General features: G+C 38.8%; 11 protein-coding genes, 1 tRNA gene and 1 pseudogene. 9 read left to right on the top strand and 4 right to left on the bottom strand.

Translation table 11 applies throughout. The annotated features are described in order from the left end of the window. Positions 1 to 47 precede the first annotated feature (47 nt). Positions 48 to 434, top strand: a pseudogene (locus AC0L6R_RS24585) (four helix bundle protein). Between the two features lie 91 nt (positions 435 to 525). Continuing rightward, entirely contained in the window at positions 526 to 1,641 is a 1,116-nt protein-coding gene (gene lpxB / locus AC0L6R_RS24580; RefSeq protein ID WP_473273524.1) for a lipid-A-disaccharide synthase, read from the top strand. A 36-nt stretch (positions 1,642 to 1,677) separates the two neighbouring features. On the opposite strand, the gene clpX is transcribed toward lpxB, so the two are convergent. From clpX to AC0L6R_RS24560, 4 genes are all read right to left on the bottom strand, one after another. Next, positions 1,678 to 2,904 carry an ATP-dependent Clp protease ATP-binding subunit ClpX gene (gene clpX / locus AC0L6R_RS24575; RefSeq protein WP_283414912.1) on the bottom strand — a complete coding sequence of 409 codons (1,227 nt, stop codon included), beginning with the start codon at positions 2,902 to 2,904 and terminating at the stop codon, positions 1,678 to 1,680. Next, positions 2,904 to 3,578: a ClpP family protease gene (locus tag AC0L6R_RS24570; protein WP_283414911.1), complete on the bottom strand. Its 675-nt coding sequence runs from the start codon at positions 3,576 to 3,578 to the stop codon at positions 2,904 to 2,906. The genes clpX and AC0L6R_RS24570 overlap by 1 nt, the downstream gene beginning before the upstream one ends. Positions 3,579 to 3,653: 75 nt before the next feature. Then, positions 3,654 to 4,976, bottom strand: coding sequence for a trigger factor (gene tig, locus AC0L6R_RS24565; RefSeq protein WP_473273523.1), 1,323 nt, complete (start codon positions 4,974 to 4,976; stop codon positions 3,654 to 3,656). Positions 4,977 to 5,068: 92 nt separating this feature from the next. Continuing rightward, positions 5,069 to 5,150, bottom strand: a tRNA-Leu gene (locus AC0L6R_RS24560). Between the two features lie 155 nt (positions 5,151 to 5,305). Here AC0L6R_RS24560 and AC0L6R_RS24555 point away from each other — a divergent pair. The 7 genes from AC0L6R_RS24555 to AC0L6R_RS24525 all read left to right on the top strand — a co-directional run bounded on the left by AC0L6R_RS24555 (position 5,306) and on the right by AC0L6R_RS24525 (position 14,422). Then, a complete protein-coding gene (locus AC0L6R_RS24555; protein ID WP_283414909.1) occupies positions 5,306 to 7,522 on the top strand; it encodes a RelA/SpoT family protein in 2,217 nt (738 codons plus the stop codon). Positions 7,523 to 7,576: 54 nt separating this feature from the next. Further along, positions 7,577 to 8,050 (top strand): Fur family transcriptional regulator, encoded by a 474-nt coding sequence (locus AC0L6R_RS24550; RefSeq protein WP_283414908.1) that lies wholly within the window; start codon positions 7,577 to 7,579, stop codon positions 8,048 to 8,050. A gap of 87 nt (positions 8,051 to 8,137) precedes the next feature. After that, positions 8,138 to 8,479 carry an STAS domain-containing protein gene (locus AC0L6R_RS24545; protein ID WP_473273522.1) on the top strand — a complete coding sequence of 114 codons (342 nt, stop codon included), beginning with the start codon at positions 8,138 to 8,140 and terminating at the stop codon, positions 8,477 to 8,479. A 136-nt stretch (positions 8,480 to 8,615) separates the two neighbouring features. Continuing rightward, the gene (locus AC0L6R_RS24540) at positions 8,616 to 9,599 is read left to right on the top strand and encodes a DUF4221 family protein (protein ID WP_473273521.1); all 984 of its coding nucleotides are present in this window, start codon (positions 8,616 to 8,618) and stop codon (positions 9,597 to 9,599) included. An 87-nt stretch (positions 9,600 to 9,686) separates the two neighbouring features. Next, complete coding sequence (locus AC0L6R_RS24535; protein WP_473273520.1) at positions 9,687 to 10,958, top strand: adenylosuccinate synthase; 1,272 nt, start codon at positions 9,687 to 9,689, stop codon at positions 10,956 to 10,958. 105 nt (positions 10,959 to 11,063) lie between these two features. Then, a complete protein-coding gene (locus AC0L6R_RS24530) occupies positions 11,064 to 13,400 on the top strand; it encodes a PKD domain-containing protein (RefSeq protein WP_473273519.1) in 2,337 nt (778 codons plus the stop codon). Continuing rightward, the gene (locus AC0L6R_RS24525; RefSeq protein WP_473273518.1) at positions 13,400 to 14,422 is read left to right on the top strand and encodes a PorP/SprF family type IX secretion system membrane protein; all 1,023 of its coding nucleotides are present in this window, start codon (positions 13,400 to 13,402) and stop codon (positions 14,420 to 14,422) included. Before AC0L6R_RS24530 ends, AC0L6R_RS24525 begins: the two co-directional genes overlap by 1 nt. Positions 14,423 to 14,616 lie beyond the last annotated feature (194 nt).

Raw genomic sequence — 14,616 nt, 5'->3', positions numbered from 1 at the left:
GTAGTAAGTTGTAATTTTTGTATTGTTTTCATTAAACTTTATAAATTATGGCTTACGTAAATTTTTATTTTGAACTTGATGTTTACAAATTGTCAAGGCAATTAGCGAAGGATGTTTATAGGATATCCAAGCATTTTCCCGTAGAGGAAAAGTTTTCTTTGACTGATCAGATAAGAAGATCTTCTAGATCGGTAGGTGCTCAAATTGCGGAAAGCTAGGCTAAAAGGAGGTATATAAATCATTTTATAGCTAAGCTGACCGATTCAGATGCAGAGCAGTACGAAACTCAACATTGGATTGAAGTTGCATTTGATTGTGAACTTGTCAATGATCAGGAAAGAGAATTAATTGTTAAATCCTGTGAAGTCATTAACCAAAAGCTAAATGCGATGATGTCTAAAGCGTCTTTGTTCTGCACGATAGGGAGGAAGTGATCTTTTGTTTTTCTCCAACTACATACTTTACAAAATATTAATTGTAACACACTACTAACCACTTACGGCTCACGACTTACAAACTTCACATTTGACTAGAACTAAAAAAATCTACATCATCTCTGGCGAGCGCTCTGGAGATCTTCATGCCTCTAATTTGGTTCGATCTCTTTTTGAGTATAATCCAAACTTAACTGTACGTGGGATGGGGGGTAGTTATTCCAAGGAGGCTGGTATAGACTTGGCTGTAGATTACGCCCAAGTAGCGTTGATGGGGTTTTTGGAAGTGGTTTTAGGATTTCGCAAAGTCTTGAAATACCTCAAGTTAGTTAAACGTGATATTTTGTCATTTAAACCTGATGCTATCATTTTGGTTGACTATGGAGGTTTCAATATGAAGATCGCTTCATTTGCCAAAGAACACGGCATTCCTGTGCATTATTATATTCCACCAAAAGTCTGGGCTTGGAACCAAAAGAGAGCATTAAAGCTAAAGGCAAATACAGATCATATTTATTCTATCTTACCTTTTGAGGCTACATTCTTTGAAAAATTCGATTTGAAGGTTCACTATGTAGGGAATCCTCTTTTGGATGAGATTTCTAAGTTTACTCCTCATGAATTCTTCTTCCAAAAGAATGAATTGAGCTACCAGCCAATCATAGCTTTATTACCTGGAAGCAGGGCTCAAGAGATCAATGCTATGCTAGATCGGATGGTTGCTTTGGTTCAAGAGTTTCCAAATGCCCAATTTGTAATAGCAGGAGTGGGAGACCTAGGTTCGGGTATATACCAGCGGGGAATTGATGCTGGTATTCACGTAATTTTTGATCAAACCTATGATTTGTTATCACACGCAATTGCCGCAGTCGTAACATCCGGAACAGCTACGTTGGAAACAGCCTTGTTTAGAGTTCCTCAAATAGTGGTTTACCGTACCAGTGCTGTATCTTATGCAATAGCCAAAAATCTGATTCGTGTCCCATATATTTCATTGGTTAACCTAATTGCCGATAAATTAGTGGTGAAGGAACTTATCCAGAATGATTTTTCAGTTCTTAACCTTAAGGCAGAACTGGGGCAGATTTTAGGAAATCAAGTTTACAAAGGTTATATGCTTCAGGGATATGACTTGATCAAAGAAAGGATAGGGGGAAATAGCGCCTCTGATACTACAGCTAGGCTCATTCTAAAAAGTTTGGATTAAAAACAAACCCTGCTTCAGTGAAGCAGGGTTTGTTTTTTATGCTACTTGAAGTCGCTTAAACTTCGATTTATCAAATTTTTCATGTGCATATTTTGCATCTATAATCAATTCCTTGATCGAATCATCTGAAGGAATGTCATACATGGCATCTGTAATGATTGCTTCACATATCGATCTCAAACCTCTAGCGCCTAGATTGAATTCTACGGCTTTTTCTACAATAAAATCAACCCCACTTTCTTCAAACGTGACCGTAACTCCCTCGTAGTTAAGTAGCTTTGCATATTGTTTTACCAATGCATTCTTTGGCTCTGTAAGAATTCTTTTCAAAGCGTCCGCATGTAGTGGGTCTAAATGAGTCAATACAGGAAGTCGTCCTATTAGTTCTGGAATCAAACCAAAAGCTTTCAAATCCTGAGCAGTTACGTATTGCAAAAGGTTCTCACGATCTGCAACGGCATCTGCAGCAGCTTTGCTGAAACCCATTGGCTGAGTGTTTAACCTCTTCCCAATATGTCTAGCAATACCATCGAATGCTCCACCACAAATAAAGAGAATGTTTTCAGTGTTTACTGCGATCATTTTCTGGTCAGGATGCTTGCGACCTCCTTGTGGTGGGACGTTTACAATTGTTCCTTCCAATAACTTTAGCATGGCCTGCTGGACGCCTTCCCCGCTCACATCTCTTGTGATTGACGGGTTGTCGGATTTCCTAGCGATTTTATCCAACTCATCTATGTAAACGATTCCTCTTTCAGCAGCTTCAACATTGTAGTCTGCTGCTTGCAGTAATCTCGTTAAGATACTTTCCACATCTTCCCCTACATAGCCTGCTTCAGTCAAAACCGTCGCATCAGCAATACAGAAAGGAACCTCCAAAGTTTTGGCAAGTGTTTTAGCGAGGTAAGTTTTACCTGTACCCGTATCACCTACCATGATAATGTTTGATTTTTCAATCTTTACATCATCATTTTCATCCTTCTGGAAAAGTCGCTTGTAATGATTGTACACAGCAACTGTCAGTACTTTCTTAGCATCTTCCTGCCCAATTACATATTGGTCCAGATAACTAGTCAGCTCTTTCGGCTTTTTAAGTTTGATTTTTGGTTTTGTTCCGTCAGGTTTCTTGGCTTTGTCTTCTTCGCCAAGGATCATGTGAGCTTGATCAATACAGAAATTACAAATGTGCGCAGATATACCCGACACCATTAGATCTACATCTTTCTTATTTCTACCACAAAATGAGCAGGTAACTTGAGCCATTATTTTGGTTTTTTAACTAATACTTCATCAATAAGACCGTAAGCTTTTGCTTCAGGAGCTTTCATCCAATAATCTCTTTCCGAATCTTTTTCGATCTGTTCTGGGGTTTTACCAGTATGCTCTGAAAGAATTCCATACAATTCTTCGCGCATGGAGAGAATAAGTTTCAAAGAAATCTCCATATCTGTAGACTTGCCTTGCATTCCTCCGGAAGGCTGGTGAATCATTACTCTAGAATGTTTCAGTGCTGATCTTTTTCCTGCGGCCCCACCTGCAAGTAATACAGCTCCCATGGAAGCGGCTATGCCAGTACAGATAGTAGCTACGTCAGGATTGATAAATTGCATTGTGTCATAGATGCCTAGACCGGCAGTCACTGATCCTCCTGGACTATTTACATAAAGTAACACATCTTTCTTAGAATCCACTGATTCTAGGAAAAGGAGTTGAGCTACAATAATATTCGCAATGTGATCATCTACTCCTGTTCCAAGGAAAATGATACGGTCCATGATCAATCTAGAGAAAACGTCAATCTCTCTGAAATTCTGAGGACGCTCTTCGATTACAGAGCGGGTCATGTTTTCAATATGTTGAGTGTACTGGTCAAATGCAGTACCACTTACGCCTTGATTGTGAATAGCGTATTTACGGAATTCTTCTTTGTTGATCATCTTTCGAGTTTGTTGTGGTAAACAAAAATAAAAAAAGCCCTTGAATAAGAGCTTTTTTATGATGATTTAAGCGAATTACTTATCTAAAAGTTCCTTAAACTCGTCAATAGTGATATCCTTTTCTTTTACACTTATTTTATCAAGGGCAAAAGCAAGGACTTTTTCATTCTGAATAGAAGTAAGCATATTCATATAGTTCTGACCTTCTTCACCTTTCAGGTAATTGTCTACAAACATATCCATGCTGTCTTCCATTTGAGCGCCAAGACCTGAAGCTGCGAATTGCTCACGAACCATCTGCTTGGTTTTCTCGATCACTTCTTCGTGCTCAGCTTTGATTTCGTTTTTCGTAGCAAGTTCATTAGAGATCAAAGACCAAGTTAGTTGCTTTGCATAGATAGGGAATTCCTTCTCTACATCTGCCTCGGTTACTTTGCCATCATTTGCGATCAAAAGCCATTCTTTCAGGAAAGTCTCTGGCAAATCTACTTTCGCCGCATCAGTCAATACCTTCTTTAATTCCTCTTCAGTAAATACTTTGGACTCTTTGTCATAATTAGCCTGAAGTGTCTCACGAACTTTTGTGATAAATTCTTCTTCAGAAGAAACCTGGTCAGGACCGAAGATCTTATCGAAGAATTCTTGGTTCATTTCTGCAGTCTCTTTTCTATTGATGTTTTTCACAGTCAATGTGAATGATCCTTCTAGATCAGCTGACTCCTCTTCGCTTAATCCGAATGCTTCTTCCCACTGACCTTTTTTCACATCTTTAGCTTCAAATTCAACTACAGCTTCTTTACTTACACCGATGAATTTACCAGCAAGCTTTTTAGTGATTTTAGTCAAATCCAAAGAAACAGTTTTTTCAAACGTTCCTTCAGTAGCTTTTAGGTCACCATAGATGTGGTCACCTTCTTCGCTTACCTCTGGGTTGGTGCTATTACCGTATTGAGACTTTAAGTTGTCAAGGGTTTCATTGATCAACTTATCGTCTACTTTGATGGAGTATTTTGTTGCTTTGATTTTAGAATCAAGCGTAAGTTCTACCGATTCAACGAATCCGATTTTGTAATCAAATTCAAAATCCTTTTGAGTTTTCCAGTCTATCGTGCCTTGATCCTGAGGAAGAGGATCGCCCAAGATTTTGAAAGTTTGTTCTTTCAAATAAGTATTCAGGGACTCACTAAGGATGGAGTTGATCTCTTCTACCAGTACAGAAGTGCCGTACATGTTTTTCACCATAGATATAGGAGCCTTTCCAGGTCTGAATCCTTTGATGTTAGATTTTTTGGCAAAGTCCTTAAGTTTTGCGTCAACCTTAGGTTGGTAATCTGCTTCGTTTAATTTAATTTTAATTAAAGCTTGATTTGCTGAATGCTTGTCTTGTGTGATTTCCAAAGCTCAAAATTTAATAATGAAGATTAACTAAAAACCCCCAATCCCTTTCCTGTAGTTGAAGACAGTTGAGTGATTGAGGGTTCGGTATTTTGTGCGGATAGAGGGACTCGAACCCCCATGCCTCGCGGCGCTAGATCCTAAGTCTAGTGCGTCTACCAATTTCGCCACATCCGCAATACGTACAAATCAGAATAGAATAAAGTTTCCAAATCCAATTGTGGATGCAAATGTAGGCACTATTAAATAAAATGCAATAGCATTCAAAAAAAAATATTTATCATTTGATACAAAATGAGTCTCTGTACATTTTTGTATTAAATTCCTCCTGTATGATTGAAGTCGACATAGAAGTAGAAAGAAAAGAAATACTCAAACGCTACCGTAGGCTATTGAGACAGGCTAAGCCTATTCTAAAACCAGGTGATGCCAAACTGATAAAAAGGGCCTTTAACGTTTCCCTAGAAGCGCACAAAGATATGCGCCGTAAATCTGGCGAGCCTTATATCTACCATCCTTTGGAAGTAGCCTTGGTTTGTGTGGAAGAAATAGGATTGGGTACTACCTCAATTGTAGCTGCTTTACTTCACGACGTTGTAGAAGATACCGAGTGGGAGTTGGAGGATATAGAGCGGGAGTTTGGCTATAAGGTAATGACTATTATTGACGGCTTAACTAAGATTGCTGGAGTATTCGAGTCTGGGAGTTCTCAGCAGGCGGAAAATTTCCGTAAAATGCTGCTTACTCTTTCGGATGATGTACGTGTAATTTTGATAAAGCTTGCAGATAGGCTGAATAATATGCGGACGCTGGCAAGCATGCCACGGCATAAGCAGCTTAAGATTGCCTCTGAGACGATGTACCTCTATGCCCCGTTAGCTCACCGATTAGGGCTTTATACCATTAAATCTGAATTGGAAGATTTGTATCTGAAATACACAGATACCGCCACTTACAAAGAAATTGTCTTTAAAATCAATGAATCCAAATCTTATCGAAATAAGTTTATTAGGAGCTTTATTCTACCAATTGAAGAAGAATTGAATAGAACTGGGTTAGATTTTACCATCAAAGGCAGGCCAAAATCTGTTTTCTCTATCTACAATAAGATGAAAAAGCAGGGGATTCCTTTTGAGGAAGTGTATGATCTTTTCGCAATACGGATTATTCTAGACAGCGATCTAGATAGTGAGAAGGCCGATTGCTGGCAGGTTTATTCTATAGTCACAGATTTTTATCGACCCAACCCGGATAGACTTCGGGACTGGATCAGTACGCCGCGTTCGAATGGTTATGAATCATTGCACACCACAGTTATGAGTGGTACAGGTCAATGGGTAGAAGTGCAGATTCGTACCGAGCGAATGGACGAAATAGCTGAGCGTGGCTATGCTGCACATTGGAAATATAAGGACAAAGAAAACTCGAAAGGCCCATCTGGACTAGACGATTGGATCACTCAGGTAAGAGGCTTGCTGGAGTCCAATGACGGGAATGCCATAGAATTCATGGATGATTTTCGCGGAAATCTTTTCCATGATGAAGTATTCGTATTTACACCGAAAGGTGATTTAAAGGTTCTCCCATTTGGATCAACTGCATTGGATTTTGCTTTTGAGATCCATACTGAAGTAGGAGCGAAGTGCATAGGGGCAAAAGTTAATCAACGCCTTGTCCCTATTTCCCACAAGCTGAAAAATGGCGATCAAGTAGAAATACTTACCTCCAACAAGCAAAAGCCTACAGAGGATTGGCTTAATAATGTTGTCACTACCCGGGCAAAAGCTAAAATTAAAGATGCGCTCCGAGAGGATAAAAAGTCTGCAATTTTGGACGGAAAAGAAATAGTTCAGCGAAAAATGAAGCAGATGAAGATGGAATTCAATTCTGAGTCTGTGGAAAAGCTTCGGGCATATTTTGAACTTAAAACTGCCAATGAATTTTATTTCAGAGTGGGAATAGGGGCCATTGACCCAACTTCGATTAAATCATTCAAGGATTTTAAAGCAACCCAGAAACTCCAGAACAAGTCTACACAGGAAAAAGTAAGAGACGAGTCGTCTTTTACCAAAGAAATAAAAAGTCTTAAAGGACCAGACCATGATCAGTTGCTGATAGGTGAGGATATGGATGTAGTCGATTACATTTTGGCCAAATGCTGTAATCCTATCCCTGGAGATGATGTTTTTGGTTTTGTGACTGTAAATGAGGGGATCAAAATCCATCGTACATCATGTCCAAATGCACTCGAACTACTTTCTAATCATGGAAATCGTGTGATAAAGGCTAGATGGACAAGTCAAAAAGAAATAGCATTTTTGGCAGGATTGAGAATTCTAGGTACTGATAGAGTAGGCCTAATCAATGATGTGACAAAAGTGATTTCAAATGAACTGAAAGTAAATATGCGTTCCATCACAGTGGATTCAGATGCAGGCATTTTTGAAGGTACGATTAAGTTGTATGTGCATAGTACTGAGCACTTAGACAAGCTTATCGAAAATTTGGTCGACGTTGATGGAATATTAAAGGTTTCAAGGTTTGATTGATCCAATGAATCTTTTCTTACTTACAAAAGTTATATTTGAAAAAATACCCAGCAAATGGCTTTGAATGCAACCCACTTCGAAGAGGTAAAGAAGATATTTACAGCTTATCTTGAAACTAAAAAACTCAGAAAGACACCTGAGCGATATGCTATCCTCGAAGAAATTTACTCCCGAACCGGACATTTTGATGTAGAGTCTTTATACATCAGCATGAAAAACAAAAATTACCGAGTTAGTAGGGCTACTGTTTATAATACGTTAGATCTATTAGTCGAGTGCGACTTGGTTACCAAACATCAATTTGGTCAAAATCTAGCGCAGTTTGAAAAGTCTTATGGTTACAAGCAGCACGATCATTTAATATGTACTGATTGTAATAAGGTGTTGGAGTTTTGCGACCCTAGAATTCAAAATATACAAAATACGGTTGGAGAAATTTTGAATTTTAAGGTGCTTCACCACTCTCTAATTTTGTATGGTAATTGTACTAAAGAGATTTGTGAGAATAGAAAAGTGGAAATTACTTAAAATCAGGTATGTCCCACGCATTACCGGTAGAGATGTATTTTTTTCGCTGAGAATCCAAATGACCTTTAATAGACTAATTGTAACCCTATGAAGTTGACTTATAATACAAGCAAAGATGAAACAGCAAATTACCTTTTTATTCAAGGTGATTTGATAGGCGACGAAGTAGGCCCCCAGTTGGTTGAAGTCGTTTCGGATGCAATAGAAGACGGTGCGAAAAAATTTGTGGTTGACCTAAGTGAAGTACGTTACATCAGTTCCAGCGGGATTGGCCTTTTGATCACCATGCTTACTAAAATGAGAAATAAAGACGGAGAAGTATATCTAACGGCTCCTTCTGATCATGTGAAAAAATTGCTGATTATCACTAAACTGAATAATATTTTTACAGTTTTTGATTCAATTGATGAGTTTAAAAAGAAGATGTAGTTCCTTTTATTGTCTATTAATTATTTCTTTTTCCTGTTCTGAGAAGCCAATCTCGGAACAAGGCTATGTATTGGAGGTTTCTGACCGCAAAGAGTTTTTTATAGGGGATGGAGGCCTTACTTCTGACGGATATCATATGGTTTTTCTTGATTCCTCTAAAACCAAGGGTACTATTTATAATAGAATTGCCCATTCATTGGACAGTATTTTTATTTGTGCTGATTCAGCTTGGTCTCAGGATGGTGATATTATGGAAACCGAGGGGCCTTCTGGGGTAGGTACAGTATTTACCTATTTTAGTACACCAAAATTTAATGTTTTCATTAATAGCCAGCAATTTTTCAGACAGAAGATTCAAACCGAGGAGGTGTCTAGTAAATTTTTACAAGAATATGGGGTTTTTGGAGATTTGGAATACCCTGCCTTAGCTATTTCTGGAGGATCTCGGGAATTAACCGGGTTGGATAGAAATGATAATATTGGATATTTTATCTATTATTATGAAAACCGAATCAAGGTAATTGGATATAGTGTAGATCAAGATTCCATGTTTAATCTGCCAGTGGCCTTAGACTCGTCTCGTTATTATAATACTAGGTTTAATGTTAAATGGAAAGGCTTGACATTAGGAGGGGGCGATGAACCGCAACTGAGCGTTTTTAGGAATAAACTAGTGGTGAGCTATCCTAGTTTTAGTGATATTTTAATTTATGATTTAAATTCAGGTTTACACCATACATATACTTTCGAATCCAAGTTTTTTCCATCTCAAAAAAGAAGACCCGAAAACTATAAAGACGAAGTTGATTCTGGAGAGTTATTATGGGAATGGCAAGAAGCTTGGCGCAATCAAGTTAGATTCGGATCGATTAGTTTCATTGAAGATCTCAATGTTTATGTCAGGGCTGTTAAAGGGGAAGGAAAGAAGGATGCGTTGCTTTTTTTGGAAGTTTTTGATTCAAATTTTAAAAAGGTAGGAGAGCTAAATTTGTCAGAAATTAATCAGGATTTATCGACCACTTTCATAAATACCAAATATGGTTTGATGTTTAGTGCCAAAGATCAGCCAGAAGAAGATGTCATGTATTATTACTATGTCAATCTGAAAGAAGAGAAATAATTACCACCTTTCTCTTGGTTTTGTATGGGCTTATCGCAAATTTCACGCTTCAAAAAGTCAAGTGTAACAGATAAGACCGCACATCAAATGAAGATGGATGTACTTCTAGGTCTCCAGTGGGGAGATGAAGGAAAAGGAAAAATAGTAGACGTATTAGCGCCAGAGTATGAAATTGTAGCCCGTTTCCAAGGAGGCCCGAATGCTGGGCATACCTTAGAATTTGACGGAATTAAGCACGTTTTACATCAGATCCCTTCTGGGATTTTTCGCTCACAGATACTTAATATTATAGGAAATGGTGTCGTTCTAGACCCAATTGTCCTCAAAAGAGAAATCGATGGATTAGGTAAATTCTCCATCGATTACATGAAAAATCTAGTGATCTCTAAAAAAGCTACGATTATCATTCCTACACATAAACTGCTGGATGCAGCTTTGGAGCAGTCCAAAGGAGATAAGAAAATCGGATCTACTCTTAAAGGTATTGGACCAACTTATCAGGATAAGATTGGAAGAACCGCGCTTCGTGTTGGGGATATCCTTAGCCCTGATTTCAAAGAGAAGTACGAAGCTCTAGTTGCTAAGCATAAAACTACGCTTTCATTCTACAGCCATCCTTTGGATGAATTACCAGGAATGGAAGAGCAATTCTTCGCTGCAGTTGAGTTTTTCAAAACTTTAAATCTAATCGATAGCGAATATGTGGTAAACGAAGCTCTGGATTCCAAAAAAAGAATTCTAGCCGAAGGTGCCCAAGGTTCCTTATTGGATGTTGACTTCGGTAGCTATCCATTTGTGACAAGTAGCAGTACTATGGCTGCTGGTGCTTGTACTGGATTAGGTGTTGCTCCATCCAAAATCGGTGAAGTTTTCGGGATATTCAAAGCATACTGCACCCGTGTTGGAAGTGGACCATTCCCTACCGAGCTGTTTGATCAGGATGGTGAGGACATGAGAAAAGAAGGGAATGAATTTGGAAGTACGACCGGCCGTCCAAGAAGATGCGGATGGCTAGACTTGCCGGCACTTCGCTATTCAATTATGATCAATGGAGTTACTCAGCTATTCATGATGAAAGGTGACGTGTTGAATATCTTTAAGGAAATCAAAGTTTGTACTCATTATGTACTTCCTTCAGGAGAGAAAATTGATAAACTAAGTTTTGAGATTACAGAGCAGGATGTTTCTCCGGTTTACAAAACGATGAAAGGATGGAATTGCTCCTTAGAGAATATTCATTCTTATGAGAACTTCCCTGCAGAATTGAAAGAATACGTAGAATATTTGGAAGCAGAATTGAATGTTCCGATCAAACTGGTATCCGTAGGCCCAGATCGTACCCAGACAATCATGCGATAATCCAAGCGACATTAAATTCTAAGCCCTTGATATTTAAATCAAGGGCTTTTTTATTTCTATGCGTTTAAAGTGTATTTTGGCTCACCCATTAAACCTGCCGTAGAATTGAGACTTACATTTTTTCTAGTTGCCTTTCTCTTGTTAACCGTTGAAACTTTTTCGCAAGTTGGATTTCCTTATTGTGAAACGTTTGCAGACCAGGAGTCATTAGGTGCAGAAACTGTTTTCGGAGGCAGTGCGAAATTGGTAGATGGAGTGCTCCGGCTGACAGAAGCACAACTAGAGCAAACCGGATACATCTATATAGATATCCCTTTTTCGCCAGCATATGGAATAAAATCATCTTTTGAATACTTTATGTATGGTGGGACTGGAGCTGATGGTCTCACTGTATTTCTATTTGACGCAGATGTGCAAAACTTTAAGCCCGGGGGATTCGGAGGATCTTTTGGCTACGCCCAGAGAAACAGCACGCCAGGTATGACCGGTGGTTATTTAGGGATTGGTTTTGATAGTTTCGGGAACTTCAGCAATTCCTCTGAAAGTAAAATTGGGGGATTTCCAGGACCATCAAATAGACTTTATCCTAATAGTATTTCTCTAAGAAAAAATGGGTCAGGTCTTAATGGCTATGAATTTGTGGCTGGGAAAATGACTTTGGACCCCCCAACTGGCCCGCTTGGATTGTCACTAGAGGTAGATTATCAATTTCCGCTCAGCTCTGGGGGACAAGGCACCAGCAGGGTGACTGACCCTGCTTTGCCAGGCTATCGTAAAGTGTTTTTTGAATTAGAACCGGACCCAAATGGGGTTGGCTACCTGCTCAAACTGGAAATGGTGGTTACTACCATTGCAAATGAGCCAAGGACCATCACTATTTTCCCAGGCATTCCATTTCCTTATGAGGCTCCGAAAAACTTAAAAATTGGATTTGCTGCATCAACAGGAGGAGAAACTAATATTCATGAGATAAGAAATCTGGTTGTCGAAGTTTCCAATGATGAAGGCTTGCAAAATCCTTCAGGAGTTGATTTTTCTGATTTTGCCTCCTGTGAAGGACAGGAAAACACTTATTACATAACCGATGAAGAGGTGGTTTTACCAAATGAGAATAGTGAAATAAGATGTCTGCAGTTTTATGCATCGCTAGAAGATATTGAAGGGGAAAGTGAGGATATCTGCGCACAAGGTAAATGTCGTGAAGAGAATCGAGTTTTGGAATTGCCACAAGGCACTTTCAAGGCGGGAACAGATGGCGGCGAATTTACCTTCTTTCCAAATGAAGGATTTACTGATCAAAGTGTCACCGTATATTATACCATTACCGATACCTATGGAAAAAGCTCCACGGGAAATGCAATGACTTTAAAAATTCAAGAATCACCAGAGCCGATAAATATATTTGAAGAAGGAAATCCTGAGATCGTAGAAGAAGTAAGGTTGTGCGGTGGAGAATCCGTGACTTTCACTTCTAAAGGAGGTGAAATTTATGAGAGGTACGAGTGGTATAAAGACGATGAAATAATTGAGGGTGCTCAATCTGAGAAATACAATGTGAGTACTGCGGGAGTTTACCTAGTGAAAGCATACAATCGTAAAAACTGCCCTGCGATATCCAATGCTATTTTGGTGAGTTTTCCAGAGTTTCCTGATTTTGATTTCGAATCACCTGTTGTTGGTTGTGTTCCGGGGGAATCTGTAGATGTTACTAGCAGCATATTGAATTACGATCCTTTTACTTTTGACTACAAGCTTTCTGGTGGAGGCCTAACATATTTGGATGATGAAATGAAGGAGATCTCAGTTTCTGGTGAATATCAACTTCAAATAAAGCATGCAGACTTAGATTGTTATTCATCTCCTGAGCCAATACAAGTAGTTATTCTTGAAGAGGAGCTGATAGCAAATTTCGCATTTGAAATAAAAGGAACTGGGGTTAAGGGAGAAGAAGATGGTGGTTTTTTTCCTGACGATGAATTTCAATTTAGAGACTTATCGCCCAATGGCGCACAAAGCTGGAGTTGGGATTTTGGAGATGGATCAGTTTCAACTGAGAAAAACCCAACTCATGTTTTTGGGAAAAAAGGTGATTTTGATGTAGTGTTAACTGTCACTAATATTTGGGGCTGTGAAGCATCAATAACTCAAAGAGTTTCTATTATCCGAAGCTATAGAGTAATGTTCCCCACTGGATTCACTCCTTTAAATGGTTCTAACCAATTCTTTGTACCAAAATTCAAAGGACTTGTTTCCGGCAAACTCATGATTTTTAATACTTGGGGGGATTTGATTTTTCAAACTGACGACTTGAATACTCCTGGCTGGGACGGGAAACTTGACGAAAAGCTATTGGATGCTGGATTTTACGTTTATAGATATGATGCGGTGGCCACAGATGGGGAAAAGGTCACAAAGTCTGGCAAATTCAAACTGATCAGATAATGACAAGAATTTGCTTTATCATTTCCATTCTCCTAGTTCTGGGAACGAAGGCACAAAGTCAGGATGTGCAGTATTCTCAGTTTTATGCAAACCCTTTCTATTTAAATCCTGCTTTAGCAGGAAGTACAGAGCTTACACGTGTTGGGGTTAATTTCCGAAACCAGTGGCCAGCGTTGGATCAAAGCTTTATAGCTTATACAGCATATGCTGATTATTTTTCTGAAAAATATAACTCGGGAATTGGAATTGTTATTTCTGGAGCAAAAGAATCATTCACCCAGAGTACGACTTCAGAAATTGGTCTTGTTTATAGTTATAGGTTGCGTTTAGGGGAAAAGCGTTATCTACATGTTGGAGCCCAAGGCAGCTTGTTGTCAAGAGATGTACTTTTTGATCAGGTTATTCTAGGGACTCAGTTAGATATTGACAAAGGCGTCATTGTCGGAGAACCGGGTCAAGGATTTACTGGGGATAGCCAATTACGTACAGGCGACATCAATGCAGGACTATTATATTATGAGGAAAAGTTTTGGTTAGGTTTTTCTGCCTTTCACCTATTAGAGCCTCAGATTAGTTATTTAGAGGTGAATTCGAACCGCCTGCCAATCAAATATTCCGTTCAGGGAGGGATGCGGTTTAACCTTGCGCCTGGATACATCAATGATTTCTTCAATAATACTGACCAAGAGAGATCCTTAGCTTTTGCTTTCAATTACAAAAAGCAGGGAGCTTTTGATCAACTTGATATAGGAGCGGAGTTTTATTTTGAGCCTCTGATAATTGGCTTATGGTATAGAGGGCTTCCAACTAAATATAATTTACCCAATAGTGAATCATTAATAGGACTTCTAGGCGTTGAGTTCGACTCAGGTTTGGATTTTGGATATAGCTACGATTTTTCTATTTCCAAGCTAGGTCAAAGAGTTTCAGGTGGAGCGCATGAAGTTTCAGTTAGATATATTTTTTCCACCAAAGACCCAAGAAAAAAGTACTACCCTGAGCTCCCTACCTTCAGGTATTAAATCAAACTCTTGATAAGGCAAAATAATTTTTCAGCAAATTCAATTCTAACAGAATATGCTGTTTACATCACATGCTTTACTAAGCTGCGATTGACAAATTTACCTTTCAAAATTTTAATCTTTTGTAATCAGTGAGTTAGCCCGAATTATGCATTTATTTCTATTGTTGCCTTGTTGTTCTACAAAAAGTCCTG

This window comes from Algoriphagus sp. 10J20-15 (assembly GCF_055809615.1).
The sequence above is the reverse complement of the archived record's forward strand: the minus strand, read 5'-3'. Positions and strand labels throughout refer to the sequence as shown.

Bases quoted from the DNA above. Each gene is read 5' to 3' on its own strand.
- AC0L6R_RS24550 (WP_283414908.1), top strand. From the start codon at position 7,577: ATGGCTTTGAATGCAACCCACTTCGAAGAGGTAAAGAAGATATTTACA.
- AC0L6R_RS24570 (WP_283414911.1), bottom strand. From the start codon at position 3,578: ATGATCAACAAAGAAGAATTCCGTAAATACGCTATTCACAATCAAGGC.
- AC0L6R_RS24535 (WP_473273520.1), top strand. From the start codon at position 9,687: ATGAAGATGGATGTACTTCTAGGTCTCCAGTGGGGAGATGAAGGAAAA.
- AC0L6R_RS24545 (WP_473273522.1), top strand. From the start codon at position 8,138: ATGAAGTTGACTTATAATACAAGCAAAGATGAAACAGCAAATTACCTT.
- AC0L6R_RS24555 (WP_283414909.1), top strand. From the start codon at position 5,306: ATGATTGAAGTCGACATAGAAGTAGAAAGAAAAGAAATACTCAAACGC.
- AC0L6R_RS24540 (WP_473273521.1), top strand. From the start codon at position 8,616: ATGGTTTTTCTTGATTCCTCTAAAACCAAGGGTACTATTTATAATAGA.
- AC0L6R_RS24525 (WP_473273518.1), top strand. From the start codon at position 13,400: ATGACAAGAATTTGCTTTATCATTTCCATTCTCCTAGTTCTGGGAACG.
- clpX (WP_283414912.1), bottom strand. From the start codon at position 2,904: ATGGCTCAAGTTACCTGCTCATTTTGTGGTAGAAATAAGAAAGATGTA.